The organism is Muricauda sp. SCSIO 64092 (genome assembly GCF_023016285.1).
GTDB lineage: Bacteria > Bacteroidota > Bacteroidia > Flavobacteriales > Flavobacteriaceae > Croceivirga.
Genome location: NZ_CP095413.1, coordinates 1,572,449 through 1,592,494 on the forward strand (window position 1 = coordinate 1,572,449; position 20,046 = coordinate 1,592,494).

Annotated in this window: 12 protein-coding genes; 8 read left to right on the forward strand and 4 right to left on the reverse strand. The window is 40.3% G+C overall.

Annotation, left to right across the window (positions count from 1 at the left end; all coding sequences use genetic code 11):
* Nucleotides 1–10: 10 nt before the first annotated feature.
* From L0P88_RS06610 to L0P88_RS06625, 4 genes are all read right to left on the reverse strand, one after another.
* Complete coding sequence (locus tag L0P88_RS06610) at nt 11–1,636, reverse strand: glycoside hydrolase family 28 protein (protein ID WP_247133815.1); 1,626 nt, start codon at nt 1,634–1,636, stop codon at nt 11–13.
* A 12-nt stretch (nt 1,637–1,648) separates the two neighbouring features.
* Nucleotides 1,649–3,715, reverse strand: a complete 2,067-nt coding sequence (locus tag L0P88_RS06615; protein WP_247133816.1) for a GH92 family glycosyl hydrolase — start codon at nt 3,713–3,715, stop codon at nt 1,649–1,651.
* A gap of 162 nt (nt 3,716–3,877) precedes the next feature.
* On the reverse strand, nt 3,878–5,551 hold the full coding sequence (locus tag L0P88_RS06620; protein ID WP_247133817.1) for a RagB/SusD family nutrient uptake outer membrane protein: 1,674 nt from the start codon (nt 5,549–5,551) through the stop codon (nt 3,878–3,880).
* Nucleotides 5,552–5,569: 18 nt separating this feature from the next.
* Entirely contained in the window at nt 5,570–8,632 is a 3,063-nt protein-coding gene (locus L0P88_RS06625) for a SusC/RagA family TonB-linked outer membrane protein (protein ID WP_247133818.1), read from the reverse strand.
* A gap of 515 nt (nt 8,633–9,147) precedes the next feature.
* On the opposite strand from L0P88_RS06625, the gene L0P88_RS06630 reads away from it, so the two are divergent.
* From L0P88_RS06630 to L0P88_RS06665, 8 genes are all read left to right on the forward strand, one after another.
* Nucleotides 9,148–9,300, forward strand: a complete 153-nt coding sequence (locus L0P88_RS06630; RefSeq protein WP_247133819.1) for a DUF6730 family protein — start codon at nt 9,148–9,150, stop codon at nt 9,298–9,300.
* 210 nt (nt 9,301–9,510) lie between these two features.
* Nucleotides 9,511–10,140 (forward strand): HEPN domain-containing protein, encoded by a 630-nt coding sequence (locus tag L0P88_RS06635; protein ID WP_247133820.1) that lies wholly within the window; start codon nt 9,511–9,513, stop codon nt 10,138–10,140.
* Nucleotides 10,141–10,345: 205 nt separating this feature from the next.
* Nucleotides 10,346–10,636 (forward strand): helix-turn-helix domain-containing protein, encoded by a 291-nt coding sequence (locus L0P88_RS06640; RefSeq protein WP_247133821.1) that lies wholly within the window; start codon nt 10,346–10,348, stop codon nt 10,634–10,636.
* Between the two features lie 13 nt (nt 10,637–10,649).
* Entirely contained in the window at nt 10,650–12,224 is a 1,575-nt protein-coding gene (locus tag L0P88_RS06645) for a type I restriction-modification system subunit M (RefSeq protein ID WP_247133822.1), read from the forward strand.
* A complete protein-coding gene (locus L0P88_RS06650; RefSeq protein ID WP_247133823.1) occupies nt 12,208–13,434 on the forward strand; it encodes a restriction endonuclease subunit S in 1,227 nt (408 codons plus the stop codon). The genes L0P88_RS06645 and L0P88_RS06650 overlap by 17 nt, the downstream gene beginning before the upstream one ends.
* An 8-nt stretch (nt 13,435–13,442) precedes the next feature.
* The gene (locus tag L0P88_RS06655; protein WP_247133824.1) at nt 13,443–14,756 is read left to right on the forward strand and encodes an ATP-binding protein; all 1,314 of its coding nucleotides are present in this window, start codon (nt 13,443–13,445) and stop codon (nt 14,754–14,756) included.
* Between the two features lie 328 nt (nt 14,757–15,084).
* Nucleotides 15,085–18,231: a type I restriction endonuclease subunit R gene (locus tag L0P88_RS06660; protein ID WP_247133825.1), complete on the forward strand. Its 3,147-nt coding sequence runs from the start codon at nt 15,085–15,087 to the stop codon at nt 18,229–18,231.
* Nucleotides 18,232–18,520: 289 nt separating this feature from the next.
* On the forward strand, nt 18,521–19,888 hold the full coding sequence (locus tag L0P88_RS06665; protein WP_247133826.1) for a mannosyltransferase: 1,368 nt from the start codon (nt 18,521–18,523) through the stop codon (nt 19,886–19,888).
* Nucleotides 19,889–20,046 lie beyond the last annotated feature (158 nt).

Here is a 20,046-nt window from a genome sequence, read left to right on the forward strand (position 1 = left end):
AAACCCTGGTCTAATCAATTTTTTTAATGGTATTATCCAAACGGGCATCATTCTTAACACCCACCGTTTTCTTTAACACAATTTGTTTATGTGCCGTAGGAGGGAGGGTAATATTGTTAAGATTTACCCTTTCCGCATCATCAAAGATATAGCCGGGACGGTAATCTTTGTCATCCAATTGTAACGTCACATTTTTAAAGGTGATGTCCTTTACGTGCCTTACATAAAACCCCCAAGCGGGAAGTTCCCCGAACATGGAAAACTCCGGGTAGTCATTGATCTTTTCCGGCACTTGGTCCAATCTGCCCAACGGAATATAGGCCATGCCTTTTGAGGCCCTGCCCGGAGCGGTAATCTCCACATTTTCAATAATTATATCCTCAACTTTGTGCCCAGGAATGCCCGTTATGGAAGAGGGAATGGGATTGTGAAAAAAATCCACTGCAGGCCCTCTCATATCATAGTCCAAATCAGGTCTTCCAAACGGAACCTGAACTTTAATATCCTTTATATGGACATTTCTTATTTTACCGGGTTGTTTTCCGCTTCTGTGCCCTAGGCGGATAAAAATGGCGTTGCCCGTGTTCTTGGCCACGATATTGGAGACATTGATATTCTCTATCACGCCCCCGTCCACACTTTCTATGGCAATGGCCGAACGAAAGGTGTCAAAAACCTCAATACTATCTATGGTCACGTTTTTAAATCCACCATGGGAGGCGGTTCCAAATTTTAGTGCACTTGCACTGCTCCTTACGGTACAATTGGCAATGTATATACTATCGTTATAATAATCTGGGTAATATGATTTTAGGCAAATACCATCATCGGCCGAGTCCACATCACAATGGGTCACCTGCACATTTTTACAATCGGTGATATCGATGCCGTCATTGTTCCAATAGGCCCTGTTGACCACTTTTAGATGGTCTAACTTCAGGTTTTCGCAAAGCTCAAAGGAAAGTCCCCAGCAAGAACCGTTGTACAAATCCAAATCCAAAATCTCGACATTCTTACAGGCAGAGAACCGAAAGAGTTTGGGTCTGGCCGTTTCATTGGGGCGCATTCTTCGGTAATTGTATTTTGGGTCAATGCGTTCCCCAGTGTGGTGAAGGCTGTCTATGGCCAAGGCCAATTTCCTGCCTTGGCCATCAATCCTGCCCCTGCCATATATTTTGAAATCATTCGCTTTGTAGGCCACCAAAAAAGCCATTTGGGAATTGTCATCTTTCTTGGGTGATTCCGGTTTGCCCTCCATGGCCATTTCCTTATAATCATATGGATTGGTGCTTCCCAATAGCACTGCTCCCTCCTTCAAATAAAGACTTACATTTGATTTCATTTCCAAACTTCCCGAAAGGTACTGCCCCGCAGGAAACACCAAAGTTCCCCCACCTGCTTGGTTTACCCGGTCTATCAAAGCTTGTAAGGCTAAAGTGTTCAGGGTGTTACCACCTGAAACAACGCCGTACTCGGTAACTTTATACTCCAGGTCGTCAGTTTTCTTTATGTATGTTTGTTTGGCTATTTCCTTTGAAAGCGGTTTTTCTTTCGTTGTGACTTTTTTGCAGGAACCAAGAAAGAGTAGGCTTGACAAAATGAGTTTAAAATATAAATACCGACAATTGAATAGCATAATCAAAGGTTTTTACCCTTTTTTGGGTTTAGGTTTGTTTCCAAGTTCAAATTGCAAGACCCCTCCCCTCGAAATGAGATTGAAGTCTATTAAGCTTGAGTTGATTTCGTCTCCATTCCAAGTTACCTTTTGAATGAATATGTTTTCTGTGGAAAATCCATTTGTCACTATTTGCAAAGGTTGATCCGGGGTCTTGATTGCTATTTTCTTGAATAATGGGGTAGTCAGGGCCAACTGTGTGCTTCCGGGAAATACGGGATATAGGCCCATGGCCGAGCAGACGAACCAAGCAGACATGGTTCCCGCATCATCGTCCATTTCCCGAATATAACCATGTGGCGTGGCCTGAAATATTTTACGTGTACTGGGTGTTTTCCATTTCTCATGGGTGCCATACCAGTTGTTGGTTTTCTCGGTCATCAACCGGTTCACCAATTTTTGGGTCTTCCATGGTGAACGAGTGTAGACATATAAATACGGAACTTGAATATCCGGCTGATTTCCAATATTAAAAAGCTCGTTATCAAAAAAATAGTCCAATTGTTCCTCAAACACTTCCTTCCCTCCCACTAACTTCTGGATGCCTTTTATATCATAAGGTACCAACCAACGGTATTGCCAAAGTGTACCCTCATAAAGCCCGTCCCCGTGCATGATATCGGAATTGTCACCCATGTTCCGAAACTTATCCTTCCACGTGTCTTGGTATTGAAGTGCTTTTTTTAGGTATATACTGTAATCCTCCTTCTTTCCAAGTTCCTTTGCTATTTGCGATAGTGCCCACAAATCGTAACTGGATTCCAGCACATTGTCCGGTGTTTTAAAGGGCAGTCTTATCGCTTCCTCCAGTAGCTTGGGATAAATGGATTTGAGGTCAAAGGGCAACAGTCTTTTCTGAAGGGCTTCCAAAAGTACTATGCTCGAATGTTCTGTACGCACGGTGATAAAAGGTTCCTTTTCCGTGGCCCAATCAGGCTTGCCCTGCTGATACAGTTTTCCAATGGAACTCACCATGTCCTTATAATGCTCTGGGTATAGCAAGGACAATAAAGGCATCTTGGTTCGAAAAGTGTCCCATATAGACCACCCATGATAATGGTTGGTCCTATCCGTTTTATGGATTTCCCCATCGCTTCCTTTAAAGGAACCATCCCCATCTTGAATCTGAAAAGGGGTTTGTAGCAGGTGGTACAAATGGGTGTAAAAAAGCTTTTTATCCTCCTCATTTTCAGTATAAACCTTAACTACCGATAGGTTTTTGGCCCATTCTTGGCGGGCCTGTTCCTTCACCTCTTCAAAATCCATATTACGGACACGTTGAAGGTTTTTTAGGGCATTTTGACTGCTTACCGTGGATAGGGCACACAATACCCGGACTTCTTGCCCTAAATCGACATCAAAAGAGAAAATGACCTTTGCTTCCTCTTCTTCAACATCGAAATTTTCTGAATCAGTAGCCAATGCAAAGTAGAAAGTGTACTTGCCTTTGTTGCAGACATTTGCCCCTGACACTTCACCCAACACCACTCCATCTTTTTGCAGATGGTGCTTTTCGTAGTAAAATTTAGAGAGTGAGCTTTGCAGGTCAACGGTAATTCCCCCAGCTCCACTTTGAGGGAAGGTATATTTATGAAAGGCAACCTGGCGTGTTGACGTCAACTCGCATTTTACTCCGTTTTTCAAGTCCACTGAGTAATAACCGGGCTGCGCCCTTTCCGTTTCCTTTTTATAGCCCTGGGGATTGGGGTAGGGTGACTTGACCCCCAAAAAAGGAAGCATTCTGAGATTGCCTCCTACACCGCGACAACCAACACCAGAAAACCGGGTATTGGAAAAACCGAGAATGTGGTTGGCATCATAATCATATCCCGAATGTCCAATAGGATAGGTATCGGGTGCTGGTTTGGCCATTCCAAAGGGAACCGCAGCGGCCGGGTCGGTTTGGCCATGGTCACTGCCGGTACATATAAAGGGGTCTACATAATCCACAATTTGTTTCTCGACTTGTCCGTGTTCCACTTGCGCACAAAGCATTGAAACGCAGATGCACATAAAAATTGCTATGATTTTGTGTTTCACCTTTACGTTTGTTATTGATCCATACCCTATTGCCTGACTTTTGGGAATTTCATTCTTATCCCTAAAAAAAGGGCAGATGCAGGGATTGTACATCTGCCCTAAACCTAATTAATCTAACTACAAAAACTAACTAAACTCAAACTATTAAAACTAGAATGACTCTCAATACCCGGGATTTTGTTCCAAAGAGCCATCGGACAATAACAATTCATTGGCAGGGATGGGTCTTAACAGGTGAATGCTGCTATCAAATGCGCCATGATCGGCATTTTGGGGGTTGTACAGATTCAGTCGTTCCTCCAATCTACCCATTCGTTTTAACACTGCCCAACGGTTTTCCTCCCCAGCGAGTTCAATGGCCCGTTCATCAAGGAGGTTGTCCAAGGTAAGCTGCGTATAAAAACTGGCCTCTCCGGTCGCCCTTTCCCTGACAATGTTGAGGTGTTGCAAGCCGGATGTGCCGTTACCGACAGCCAAATAGGCCTCGGCCGCAATCAAATGGGTTTCTGCTATCCTAAACACATAGGTATCCCTGGAACCATTACCTGCCCCATCTATACCGATATCGTCGAATTTCTTAAAAATGGGGAAATTGATTCGGTTAATATTGGAAGAATACTGGTAGACCGCCCCTGGAACATTGTCTGGAACACCGAACAGGTATTGATCTGGTTGGTACACCCAGTATCGGTTAAGCCTATCGGCCAGCTCTGTAGCATCGAGGGTCATTTTGGGATAGTAGATTACCGTATCACCCACTGCGATGGGGTCTTCCGGTTGTCCTTCACCCGACGAAAACGTGACCTCTTCCGCAGCAAACAAAGCTCGGTGCAAGGTTACATCGTCCCGGGTATCGTTAGCGGCAAAAAGTCCGTAAAAATAGGGAGTGGGCATTAACCCGGAACGCGAACTGTTTGCTCCATATATACTGTTTCTCCCAATACCTGCATAGTTTTCTATGGCATTCATCAAGAGTCCGTGCTTGGAATTGCTACGATCGTTATCATTTCCCCCAGGCCCATATTGCACGGCAAACAATACCTCATCATTCACCTGGTTATCATAATCAAACAGCTCTTCAAAAGTTTGACTTCTTAAATCGTAGCTCCCAATGGCCTGCTCTGCAAGGGAAGCAGCTGTATCAAAATCTGTGGCATCGCCATATGATTTGTAACCCCTTGTCAGATATACATCGGCCAACAGATGCTGTGCGGCCCTTCTGGAAAACCTACCTGTTTGCGGTGCATCCAGTAAATTGGGAATGGCCGCCTCCAAGTCAGAAATGATTTGCCCAAAGGTTTCCTCCTCACTGGATCGTGCATAATCTGCACGTATGGATGTGGTCTCTTCCAATTCTAAAACCACCCCTCCATAGTGCTGTACCAAGTTGTAGAATGCCAATGCCCTTAATGCCCTTGCCTGGGCAATTCCATAGTCCCTGGCACCCAAATTGGCATCGCTCCAGGAAATATCGTTCTGGTATCTGTTAACGGCAATATTGGCGTCCGCAATCAAATTGTAGTTTACCTTCCAATATTCCACGGTGTTTTCATTGTCCGAACTCAATCCAAAATAGTCGTTGAAGCTATTGAATTCCTCCACCTGGGTTTGAACTGTATAGATATCGGTACCTGACAAGTTGATATCATATTCCTTATAGATATCCCTCAAGTCCTCATAGATGCCCACAATCAATTGGTCTGCATTATCCTCCCCTATGAAAGTTTCTGCAGTGACATCGGAAAAGAACTCCTCTTCCAGATAGTTCTCACAGGCTATAAAACTTGCCATCCCAATAAGGAGAAAAGCGTATTTTAAATTCTTAAAAGATTTCATTTCTAATTTTTTTTAGGATTAAAGTGATACGTTCAGGCCAAAGAGGATAGTCTTGGTCATATAGGCGCTGCTGAAAGAGTTTTGCAGCCCAGTTTCCGGGTCGGGCCCTTCATAATCCGTAAATATGAAAGGATTTTGGATATCCAACGAAAGACGAAGGCCATTCAATTTTATTTTCTCCAGCAATTCCCTTTGAAAGGTATAGGAGAGCCCTATATTGCCAATCTTTACAAAATCAAATTCCTCGTAGTAATACTCCCCTGGATGCGCATAGTCCAGTGCAGGTCTACTTGCGTTAGGGTTATTGGGAGTCCAGTAATCCAGGTCCAGTTTATTGAATTTGGCCCCGTCATTTTGATAGGGTGCAAAGTTTTGGTAGAACTCAGAGTGGCCCAAAGTACCTTGTCTTGTGTTCATTTGAACCCTAAATTCAAAGTTCTTATAGTAGAAGGTATTGGTCATACCCCCAATCCAATCGGGAGCGTTTGAACCAATGACCACCTTATCATCATTGTTGATAAGACCATCATTATTTTGGTCAACAAATTTGAATTGCCCAGGTCTGGCTCCAAAAGTTTCCGCTTCAGCAGCTTCATCAAGTTGCCAAATCCCTTCATTTTCATAAGCAAAAATGGCGTCTACCGGTTGGCCTACCTGCAATACACCGTGACGCCCAAAGGGCACCATGTCCAAATCTCCGTCAATACGCAGGATTTCGTTTTTATTTCGGGCAAAATTCAGTTCTGTTCTCCACCTAAAATTCCTCGTTGATATGTTCAAACTAGTGAAAGACACTTCAACACCTCGGTTCCTTACCGAGCCAAAGTTGCCTATGGCGTCGTCAAAACCCGAAATATCAAACAATTCCCTATTAAAAATACTGCCATCGGTTTCCTTATTGTAGTAATCGATGGACAAGCCGACCCTGTTGGAGAACAGTCCAAAATCGAGACCAATATTAATTTCATCCGATACTTCCCAAGTCAAGTTTTGATTGGACAACCTACGTACGGTTTGACTATTGGTAAGCTCATCACCGAACAAATAGGTAGAGCCGTTCAAGAAAGATAAGGATCCGTATGGGCTTACCGATTCTATATTGCCCGTTTGGCCGTAGCTCAATCGCAACTTAAGGTTGGACAACCAGTCGATGTCCTTGGCAAAATTCTCCTCGCCAATTCTCCAGGCAAAGGCGGCAGTGGGAAAGAAATCCCATTTATTGCCTTCGGCCAATCGCGAAGCACCATCATAACGGCCGGTCAAGGTAAACAAATATTTATCTTTGATGGAGTAGATAATCCTTCCCGTTAACGAGGCCAAATTCTCTTTTACAAAGAAGCTGTCATTATCCCGGATATCCAGTCCAGCTCCGGTATTAAAAAAGGAAAAATCGTCCGTACTAAAATTACGGGTCTGGATGTCGCTTCCCTCGGTTTCCCTTTGGTAGAGGGAGCCAATAACCGTTGCTTTAAGCTCATGGTCCTGGAAAGGGGTGAAATCCATGTTTATAATATTGTCCCAGGCATAGGACACATCGGTAAAGGTGTTGTAGATAGAGCGTATCCTACTTGGATCATTTCTTGAAGATTTGGTAAGCAAACCCCTATATTCGCCAAATCTGTTGCTACTCAGGTTGGGCGAGAATTGGGTTTTAAGGTTCATCCAAGGAAGTGGTTTGTACTCCAAAAAGACATTGGCAATAATATCAAACCGTTTTGTGTTCACTGTCCATGCACCCTCCTTCTCAAACAAAGGATTGATAAATCGCTGATCCTGCTCATCGGGAATAAGGTCGATGGCCCCATTCTCATCAAAAGGGTTTACCGTTGGTGCCAAACGAAAGGAGCTCCTGAACAGTTCACGGCTGCCCTCTTCCCTCTCGGAAAAAGCCAGGTAGGTCTTAACGCCCAAGCTGAACTTGTCATTGACCTTCTTGGTCAAGGCACCCGTGAGGTTATACCTTTCAAATTGCTCGATACCCAGTACCCCTTCATCCTTCAGGTAGGCAATGGAAGCATTATATACCAAACCATTTTCACCCCCAGTTACCCCAAAAGTATGACTGGTCTGTATCCCGGTTTCCTGAAAGAGGTCAATCCAATCGGTATAGGCCCTTTGGGCGACATTGTTGCGTTCCTCATCATCAACAAACTCGATAGTGAGATCGGGAACAATGGCATTGTAATCATCCACAGTTGGATTGCCGGGAAACAATTGCCCAAAATCCCTTGCCCTGACCACATCCTCAACAAAGGCTACATATTCATCCCCATCGTAGAAGTCCGGAACGTTTACGGGAGACCTAATACCAAAAGTGGCATCATAGGTAAACCTTGTAGGACCTTCCAATCCATTTTTGGTGGTGATAATGACCACCCCATTGGCACCCCTCGCTCCATAAATGGCCGTGGAGGACGCATCCTTCAATACATCTATTTGTTGAATATCCGCAGGGTTCAATGCATTAATATTGTCAAAGAAGATGCCGTCCACCACATAAAGGGGTTGCGATAGATCACTGCCAGGGTCATCATTCACACCATCATTGCCCGCATTGTTGTTGGCCAAAGCGGTATTGCCCCTTACCAAAATGGACAAAGGTGCTCCAGGTTTATTGTTCAGAGTCCGTACGTCCACCCCGGCCAATCTGCCCTGAATGGCTTGGGCCACATCCGTTTTACGTTGCTCCACGACATCCTGGCTACCCAGGGATACCACGGAACCGGTAAGGTCTTTTCTGGTGGTGGTACCATAACCTATAACAACCACCTCGTCCAATCCTGTTGCCGAGGCCGATAGTTGTACGTTATAATTGGTGGAACCGTCCAGTTGAATTTCTTTGGATTCAAATCCAATATAGGAAACCACCAAAATGGCACTGTCATCCTGCACCGTAATGGTAAAGTTTCCGTCAAAATCTGTGACCACTCCATTATCGGTACCTTTCTCCAAAACACTGGCCCCGGGCAGTGGTACATTTTGGTCGTCAAGAACCACACCGGTCACAGTTTGCTGTCCCCATGAAATGGCTGTCATTCCCACAAAGAGCAACAGCCACAAAAAGATTGGTTTTTTCATCATAAAAAGCTTAGTTATATATTCAGTTGATCAAACTTAACTGCGCCCTTGCCATATCGTAATGGACATTTTTGCCAAAAAAATGGATAAATCCATCAATTGCTCATTTTTGGTATTCAAGCTGTCCATGAAAAAGGGCTTTGCACCATACTATTATGAACCTTTTGAACAGTATGGGAGTGCTACTCTTGTTCGAACAGTATTTTTAAGGACGTATGCCCATGGGAAACATCCTGGAGCAACCACAAACAGTACATTTTTTTAGAGCCTGTTTGGGAATTTGTCAATTGTTTTCTTATGTCCCTTTTTGCGGCCAGCGCACCATCTGGCCCCTCTTTTAAAGGCCAAACCGTTGGCCTTTTCTTTCGGTCCTGTTAGAATTTTGGTCCATAACTATGGCCATGCATTTCCATCGCCCCGGCCCGCCCACAGCTTTCGCTATGTCGTGCCTCGTTCCGCACTAAAAATGGCCTATAACAATTCCAATCACAAACTCCCAAACAGGCTCTAAAGAATATATGGGACTATTAACTTCTGCAATGGAAGCTTTCCGTGATGATGCCTACAGATTAGAAGCTATCAACGAGAATATAAAAGATGTAAAGATTTCCATTGACCTAAAAAAAATTAAAGCTGTCTTAAAAGAACATAGCAAGCAATTGGAAAGCTAAAGGGAGCATCAGGAACGGTTTTACAATCGAATGGCATCCCTCTTTCAAACAGCAGGGGTATATCCCAAATGGGCGGTTATCACTTTTGTTGTTACCATTATTGTTTCCATTAGCTGCATTTTTTTCCTGTTTACTTCAATGTACAGTTGAATTAAATCGTTTATTTTGAACTATCTACCATCAGAAGGTTAATAATCTAACAAATAATATATGGAGGTTACAATGAACAACCAACAATTGAGAGAATACTGCCATAAAAACCAAATTATAGTTGGTCTACACTCAATAGCATCAAACGATTATATTGCAGCTAGATGTTGTTTTTATAATGAAATGCTTGACCAAGCATATATTTTGGCCTCTCAAGCCATTGAAAAGGAACTAAAATGTATGCTGTTATTAATGGATGAAGACACTGATTTAAACAATATTAAATCTCACTCTCACGATTTGGAGAAGTTAATGGATAAAATCCAATCCGTTAAAGATATGGGGCTGCAAGCTTTCAATGACATCAATGAAAGGTTGAATGAAACATATTTAATGTTTAGATATCCCGATAACTTCATCAAAAAAATGAATGGGTATAAAAAATATAGCCATGGAGGCGAAGAAATAAATGAAATAGACAAGTACTTTATCCATTTATTGGATACTATCCCATTACCCCCAGAAGTCAAATATAGAACGGGGTTTCTTGTTACGGCCTTTCGAGAAGAAACCTATGGCATTCAACCTACTGTATGGGCAAAACACAATAATTTAAGTTTTAACCAAAACAAAAAGAGATGGTACAATGAGTATCTCTTGATAAAAAAACATCTTTACTCTTCTCAGTAATAGATTATTGGATAAAATAGATTTGCAATACGCTTAGCAAAAATTTCTTCATTTACGGATTTCCTCTTTTTAGTTTGCTTTTAATTGTTTAAACTGGACAAAATTCGACAAGTCATTAATTGAAACGTCAAAATTTGATTAGCCATCAAATGTTTTGAAGGTTCAATTTGACAGGAGAATATTTATTAATAGCAAATCAAAGGTCATGAAGTTAGGGAATCGCATTAAAGCGTTACGGGAAAGTCAAGGTTTGTTGCAACGGCAAATCTCGGCGCAGTTGGAAATTGACACACCTATGTTCAGTAAAATAGAACGTGGTGAGCGCAGAGCAAAACGGGAACAGGTGATAAAAATGGCTGAGATATTAAATACCAATTCAGAAGAACTATTGACCCTTTGGCTAACCGACCAGGTATTAGAGGTGGTCACCGATGAAAATCAGGCTTTGCAAGCCTTGCAACTAGCGGCAAAAGATATTAAGACAAATAAAAAATAAGGCAACACCATATATGGCAAAAAAGAAAGTCGAAAAGACAAAGACGATTGAAGAAACCCTTTGGCAATCGTGTGATAAATTAAGAGGTTCCGTAGAGCCCTCGGAATATAAACATGTGGTCTTGGGACTTATTTTCCTAAAATTCACCAGCGATAAATTTGAAGAACGCAGGGCAACGTTAATTACTGAAGGCAAAGAAAAATATGTAGAAATGAAAGATTTCTACAATATGAAAAATGTCTTCTTTCTGGAAGAAGTTTCCCGTTGGTCATACATCAGTAAAAATGCCAAGCAAGATGATATTGCCATAAAAATAGATACGGCACTACATACCATTGAAAAGAACAACCCCTCATTACGAGGTGCTTTACCTGACAACTACTTTTCACGGTTGGGGCTGGACAAATCCAAATTAGCATCCCTATTGGACAAAATCAATGAAATTGATACCCTAAAAAATAACGGTCAAGATATTGTGGGACGTGTTTATGAATACTTCCTGTCAAAATTTGCGATCAAGGAAGGAAAGGGAAAAGGGGAATTCTATACCCCAAAAAGTATTGTAAACCTTATTGCTGAAATGATAGAGCCGTACAAAGGTATTATCTATGACCCAGCCTGTGGTTCAGGGGGTATGTTTGTACAGTCCATAAAGTTTATAGAAAGCCATCACGGCAATAAAAAAGAGGTGTCCATTTATGGGCAGGAATACACCAATACCACTTACAAACTGGCAAAGATGAACTTGGCCATCCGGGGTATTTCGGCAAACCTTGGTGAAAAAGCTGCCGATACCTTTGCAGATGACCAGCATAAAGACTTAAAGGCTGACTTTATCATGGCCAATCCACCTTTTAACCAAAAGGACTGGAGAGGCGCAGATGAACTGTTGGACGACCCCCGTTGGAAGGGTTATGAGGTACCTCCTAAGAGCAATGCCAATTATGGCTGGATTTTAAATATGGTGAGCAAACTTTCTGAAAACGGAGTAGCAGGATTTATTTTGGCTAATGGTGCTTTATCAGGTGGCGGAGAAGAATATAAGATTCGTAAAAAGCTTATTGAAAATGGAATTGTGGAAGCTATAGCCGTGTTGCCACAAAATATGTTCTATACAACCAATATCAGTGTTACACTTTGGATTTTAAACAACAATAAAAAGGAAAGAACACTACAACTTCCCGATACTATACGGAATTATAGAAACCGGAAGGAAGAAGTGCTGTTTTTGGATTTAAGAGAAATTGGAGAACCTTTTGAAAAGAAGTTCATCCAATTCTCCGATGGCCCCACTGGCCATGTTAAACAAATTGCAGATACGTATCATAGCTGGCAGCAGAAAGATTTCGGCTATAAAGACAAACCGGAATTTTGTTATTCAGCTACAAAGCAAGAGATTATTGACAAGGATTATTCTCTGGTTCCAAGCAAGTATATTGAGTTTGTAAACCGGGACGAGAATATTGATTTTGATGAGAAGATGGTGTCCTTGCAGTCTGAACTTAAATACCTATTAAAGCAAGAAGCGGCATCAAAGCAAGAATTGTTGGGTGTTTTTAAAGAACTAGGATATGAAATCGAATTATAGAAGAATAGGCGATTTCATAGAACTGGTTGACGAAAGGAACAAAAATCTTTCGGTTACTACCTTATTAGGTTTAAGCATTTCAAAAGAGTTTATTCCCTCTGTTGCGAATACAGTTGGAACAAACATGAAAAACTACAAAATCATACGAAGGGGACAATTTGCTTGCAGCGTTATGCAGGTTCGTAGGGATAAAAAAATGCCTGTTGCTTTATTAAAGGATTATGATGAAGCTATCATTTCCCAGGCGTACCCGGTTTTTCAAATTAAAGATAAAAATGAATTACTACCGGAATACCTTATGATGTGGTTCTCTAGGTCAGAATTTGATAGAGAAGCTTGTTTTTATGCGGTTGGAGGTGTACGTGGTAGTTTGGAGTGGGAAGATTTTGAAGATATGCAGCTGCCCGTTCCCTCAATGGAAAGCCAAAAAGAAATCGTTAAAGAATATAATACCGTTGTAAATCACATCAAACTCAACGAACAGTTTAACAAAAAACTGGAAGAAACTGCCCAAACTTTATATAAGCACTGGTTTGTAGATTTTGAGTTTCCAGCATATTTAAGTGGTACCCTGAGCGGAGCCGAAGGGTATAAATCTTCGGGTGGTAAGATGGTTTATAATGCCGAGTTGGATAAGGAGATTCCTATTGAGTGGGAGGTTATGAGCTTAGATAATTTTTGTGATTGCTTAGATAATTTAAGAAAACCTCTTTCAGGAGAAGAAAGAGATAAAATACCTGGAGCTTACCCTTATTATGGAGCAATGTCCATTATAGATTATATAGACGATTTTATTTATGACGGTATTTTTCTTTTAGTATCTGAGGATGGAGCTAATGTTGTAGACAAAAAAGGAAGGCCAGCGACACAATACGTGTGGGGAAAGTTCTGGTTAAACAACCATGCACATATAATAAAGGGAAAAGACTCCTACTCTACCGAGTTTCTGAAAGTTGCTCTTTCTTTTATAAATGCTTCTCATTTAGTGACCGGTGCGGCGCAACCAAAAATTAATCAAAGAAATTTAATGAGTATAAATCTTCTAAAATCTAATGACAAAATTCTTAATTCGTTCGATAATTTAATTCAACCAATATTTAAGAGAATTGTTTCTAATTCAGAGGAAATAAGATTATTAAAAGAAACTAATGATTTACTTCTATCCAAAATGACCAGGATTAAGGCTGAAAAAGAAATGGTAAACTTATAATTAAAAACATGCCCGAAACCCAAAACATAGAATATAAACAAAGTTGGCATGACGATTACCTAAAATGGGTATGTGGTTTTGCCAATGCCATTGGCGGTAAAATATACATTGGCAAAGATGATAACGGAACTATTGTTGGTGTTGATGGGGTTAAAAACTTAATGGAATCCATACCACAAAAAATACAAAACCACTTAGGTATTATCTGTGATATCAATACCATAGCCGATAATGGAAAAGAGTGCATTGAAATTATAGTGCAACCCTATTCTGTTCCGGTATCGTTAAGAGGACGGTATTACTATCGCTCTGGAAGTGTAAAAACGGAGCTAACAGGGATTGAATTAAATGAATTCTTGTTAAAAAAGGCGGGAAAAACATGGGATGCTATTATTGAGAATGGGGCAACGATTGAAGACATTGAAGATTTAAGCATTGCCCGTTTTTTAAATGATGCAGATAAAAGTGGGCGAATGCCTGCAAGCCACGATTTAACCAATCAAGAATTGTTGGAAAAACTACGCTTAATGCAAGATGGCAAAATTAAGCGTGGTGCACTCATTTTATTTGGAAAAGACCCAAACAAATTTTATCCAAATGTGGCGGTGCAAATTGGTCGTTTTGGAAAAGATGATGCCGACCTTCGTTTCCAGGAACAGTTGGAAGGGAATATTAGCTGGCTATTGGTAAGAGTTCCCCAACTATTGAATGAAAAGTTTTTGACCAAACAGATTAGTTTTGAGGGATTACAAAGGATAGAAAAAGGAGAATACCCTGTAGCAGCCATCCGGGAGATGTTATTGAATGCCATGGTGCATAGAACTTATATGAGGGCAAAAATTCAAATGCGGGTATATGATAATATACTCTCTATTTGGAACGAAGGAGCTTTGCCTGAAGGATTGGACGAAGAAAGCTTAAAAGTGCATCATGTTTCCAAACCACGAAACCCATTGATTGCCGATGTGTGCTTTAAAGCAGGATATATTGATTCCTGGGGACGTGGAACATTAAAAATAATTAACTCCTGTAAAGAGGCCGGACTTCCGGAACCCGAAATCAAAGAGTTTAATGGAGGGGTTTTGGTAACGCTTTACAAAGACCATCTTTCCGAAGAACAATTAAAACAATTAGGTTTATCGGAAAGGCAGATTAAAGCCATGCAATATGTAAAGGAAAATGGAAAGATAACCAATAAAGAATATCAAGAGTTGAACGATGTATCTAGAATAACGGCAACCAGAGACTTGAAAGAATTAGTTGAAAAGACTGTTTTGAGACCATCAAGTTTAAAAGGAGCTGGTTCTTATTATGAAATTTGAATTGCATCATAATTGCATCAATTGCATCATAATCGAATCAAAGTAGAATGCTTTTAACAGCTATTAGCTCGTATTATGAACTATCGTAATTAGAGTTGGGACAATTGGGACATCGTGGAGACATTATAGGGACATCATTGAATCAAAAATCTATTGAATAATGATAATAATTGGCTCAATGGACTCATGATTGACTCATAATTGCATCAAATCAACCATAGGAATAATAATTGGTCGTTATTTGGCCGAATTGGCCACTAATGAGCCAATCGATAATAAAGAAAATAAACTAAGAATAACAAAACCAACCGCATAGCATAAAAACCCAATGAAATTTACAGAAGCAAAATTAGAAGAAGCGTTTATAGAGTTATTGGGTAACGAAGCATATCCCCATTACTTAGGAAATACCATCGTCCGCAATCCTGATGAAGTACTTATTGAGGAAGATTTAACAGCCTTCCTTTTAAATCAATATAAACGAGAAAGGCTTACAGAAACAGAAGCCAAGTCCATTGTATTCCAGCTCAAAACCTTGCCTGCATCCGATTTATACGAAACCAATAAAACTGTAGTACAATGGCTATCTGATGGTTTTAGCTTTAAAAGGGAAGACCGTAACCAAAAAGACATTTGGATTTACCTAATAGATTATTCACAAGAAAACAATAACACCTATAAATTTGTCAATCAACTGGAAATCATAGGCACGGAAAAGCGAATCCCTGACGGTATTATGTATATCAATGGTATTCCGGTGGTAGTCTTTGAGTTTAAAACCGCTATTCAGGAAAATTGTACCATTCACAACGCCTATGTGCAGCTAACCACAAGATATAAAAGAGACATACCCGAACTTTTTAAATACAATGCTTTTTGTGTCATCAGTGATGGGGTGAATAACAAGGCAGGTTCATTTTTTGCTCCTTATGAATTTTTCTATGCATGGCGCAGGATTTCAGGTTTAGCCAAAGAGGTAGATGGTATAGACAGTATGTTTACCCTAGTTCAAGGGATGTTACATCAAAACCGTTTGAGGGATATTATTCAGAATTTCATATACATTCCTGACACCTCTAAAAAGGATGAAAAAATAGTTTGTCGTTATCCACAATATTACGCTGCAAGAGCGCTGTACGACAATATTAAAAAAGCTCAAAAACCGGAGGGAGACGGAAAAGGAGGTACTTATTTTGGTGCCACAGGAAGTGGTAAGAGTTTTACAATGCTCTATCTCACAAGGTTGTTGATGAAAAGTACCTACTTTGAAAACCCTACCATTGTTTTAATTACAGACCGAACTGATTTAGATGACCAACTTTCAGGTCAATTTACCAATGCTAAAGTATTTATTGGAGATAATACCATTAAAAGTGTAGAAAGCAGAGCTGAATTAAGAGAGCTATTGCAAGGTAGAGCCAGTGGCGGTGTATTCCTCACAACCATTCACAAATTCACAGAAGATATTGAATTGCTGACTGAGCGAAGTAATGTGATTTGTATTTCAGATGAAGCACACAGGAGTCAAACCAATTTGGACCAAAAAATTAGGGTAACTGAGAAAGGAGTTAAAAAATCCTATGGCTTTGCAAAATATTTACACGATTCATTACCCAACGCCACTTATGTTGGCTTTACAGGTACACCAGTAGATGCTACTTTAGATGTATTTGGTAAAGTAGTAGACGCTTACACCATGACTGAATCGGTAATAGATGAAATTACGGTTAGAATCGTTTATGAAGGCAGAGCTGCAAAAATAGCTTTACAAAACAGGGAACTGGAAAAGATAGAAGAATACTACAAGGTCGCTGAGGAATCGGGTGCCAATGAATATCAAATACAGGAGAGCAAAAAACAATCTGCCAATATGAATGCCATTTTGGGCGACCCGGACAGATTGGATGCGCTTGCAGCCGATTTTGTGCAGCATTACGAAAATCGAATTACAGAAGGTGCTACCATCAAGGGAAAAGCCATGTTTGTTTGTAGCTCCAGAGAAATAGCCTATGCCTTTTATAAAAACGTCATTGCTCTAAGGCCTGAATGGAATGAAGTAAAAATAGCTGAAGAAGGTGCTGTACTGACAGATAAGGAAAAACGGGAAATCAAACCTATGGAACGTATCAAAATGATTATGACCCGAGGCAAAGACGACCCTAAAGAAATGTACGATTTATTAGGCACCAAAGAATACCGAAAGGAATTGGACAGACAATTTAAAAATGAAAAATCCAATTTTAAGATTGCTATTGTGGTTGATATGTGGCTAACTGGTTTTGATGTTCCTTTCTTAGATACCATTTACATCGATAAACCTATCCAACAACATAATCTCATACAGACCATTTCCCGTGTAAACCGCAAGTTCAAAGGTAAAAACAAAGGTTTGGTGGTAGATTACATAGGTATTAAAAAACAAATGAATTTAGCCCTAAAAAAATATTCTGAGGGTGATAAAGATAATTTTGAAGACATTCAGCAATCATTGGTTGTAGTAAAAAATCATCTGGATTTATTGGCCAAACTTTTACATAAGTTTGACGGCACTAAATATTTTAACGGTACAGCTTTAGAGCAACTAAACACACTCAATATGGCTGCTGAATTTGTGCAACTCACCAAAGAAATGGAAACTCGATTTATGGGTTTGGTAAAAAGACTGAAAGCGGCGTATGATATTTGTGCAGGCAGTGAGGAACTAACCCAAAATCAAAGAGATTATACGCACTTTTATTTAGCAATAAGGTCGATTGTTTTCAAGCTTACCAAAGGTGATGCCCCTGATACCGCCCAAATGAATGCCAAGGTCAGGGAAATGATTAAAGATGCATTGCAAAGTGATGGCGTTGATGAAATCTTTAAGATGGGAGAAGATACCGAAAAAGAACAGGACATTTTTGATGAAGACTACTTAGCCAAAATTGATAAAATTAAACTCCCCAATACAAAAATCAAGCTCCTTCAACAGTTATTGGCTCGTGCCATTGGAGAAATGAAGAAAGTAAATAAGGTAAAAGGTGTTGATTTCTCTAAAAAAATGGAATCCTTGGTATATAAATACAACCAAAGGGATGAAAATGATGTTTTGAGAAGTGAAGTCTATGAGGAAATGGCGGAACAATTAACCGAACTTATCTGGGATGTGTACAAAGAATTCAAATCGGGAGATGATTTAGGTATTGATTTTGAAGAAAAAGCTTTTTATGACATCCTCAAAGAGCTTTGTATTAAATATGATTTCACTTATCCAGAAGATAAACTGATTGAATTGGCCAAAGCCGTAAAAGGCCTTGTAGATGGTCAAGCCAAATTCCCGGACTGGAATAAACGGGACGATATTAAGTCCGCTCTTAAAGTGGGGCTTATTCTTTTATTGGATGAACACGGTTACCCTCCAGTAGAGCGTGATGAAGTCTATAAAGAAATTTTTGAGCAGGCTGAAAATTTTAAGAAATACAACCAAACTAAATAAAGACAACCTTTAACCAATAACCAATTAAAAGGGAAGCTCTTTTTTACAATGGATGGGCTTCGATTATCCAACTATACTATAGCTCGCCAGTGACCATCAATGCATCTTGGAAACCGATTTTGGCTCTTACCATTACTGGACGCATTGAAATAAAAACACGTCCCCATAGAGCAAAAGTGTCATTTTCTTCTGCCATCCAAGGGCATGGGATTTATTTTCGTTCTCCAGGACCACGTAATGGAATTACCATATTTTACCACTATTTTAGGGCAGTTGAAACTAAGCGGTCATGCAGAACAGGGTTGCCAAGTATTGGAAGCTTCACAGAATTCCAATTCTTCTGGTATTGGTCAGTTGTATTTTTTATGGCGTTTTTGCCCATAATCTCGTCCGGGAGGATTTTCCAAAACTACTTTCACTTTTTGCTGCACTTTTCTTCCTCCACTACAAACTAATTCAATTTAAAAAATGGAATTTTAAGTTTTTGTTGGTTGCCGGAATACTGTTCCGATTGGTTTTCCTGATGGTCGAACCCAATCTATCCCAGGATTTTTACCGCTTTATTTGGGATGGGGAACTTATTAAGAATGGCCTTAATCCGTACCGCTGCACGCCAAATGAGCTGATTGAAAAAACTACCTTTCATATTCAAAACGCCAATGAACTGTACCAAGGGATGGGCACATTGAGTGCAAGACACTACAGCAACTATCCCCCAATAAATCAATTGTTCTTTTATCTAAGCTCCCTGTTGGGGATGGGAAGCATTATGGGCTCCTTAATTTGGTTGCGCACCTTTACCATTGCAGCGGACATGGGTATACTTTATTTTGGAAGGAAATTGTTGGGAAACCTGAATCTAAGTCCCCATTTACTTTTTTGGTATTTCCTCAACCCGTTGGTCATCATAGAACTTACGGGAAATCTGCATTTTGAAGGTATGATGCTGTTCCTTTTTATATGGGCCATGTACCTTATATCTGCGGGGAAATATATTTTAGCGGCCCCCATCTATGCCGCATCAATTATGCTAAAGTTGGTTCCCTTACTGTTCCTTCCCCTTTTTCTGAAATTTTTTGGGATACGGAAAAGTGCCCTTTTTTATAGTGTGGTGGGGGTAAGCAGTTTCATTTATCTCATCCCTTTTTATACACCGGAATTGGCTGCCAATTATGGTAAGACCATCGGGCTATGGTTTTCGAATTTTGAGTTTAACGCCAGCATTTATAATCTGGTAAAGTATCTGGGAGTGGAATTTTTCGGTTCCAAGCCATGGGAATTAATCAAATCATACGGAAACTTTGTAAAAGTTGCTACGCTTATCATTATACTCCTTTTGACATTTATGCAAAAGCACCAAACCTTGACCTCCGTCTTAAAATCCATGTTTTTTGTTTTGGTCGGCTACTATTTTTTGTCCTCGACCGTGCATCCATGGTATATTGTTTTTCCCCTGGTATTGGGATTGTTTACCGATTACCGCTTTGCAATTTTATGGTCCGCGGTAATAATCCTAAGCTATTTCACCTATTCCCAACCGGAGTTTAAGGAAAACCTTTGGTTGATTACCCTTGAATATTTTTTGGTGATTGGTTACTTCGTTTATGAATTTCTGAAAAATCGTAACATTCCTCAACTGATTCGTAAAAACTCATAACAAAATATACAAACTTTGAAGAAATTTGTACATTTACCCCATCATGAACGAACAGCACAACATATCCACTACATTGAGCGCCATTGCTCCAGTACGTCCGTTCACTGCACGCCGTCGCCCGTAAGGGTGCACATTATCTTCTGGGATTAGGTGAGTCC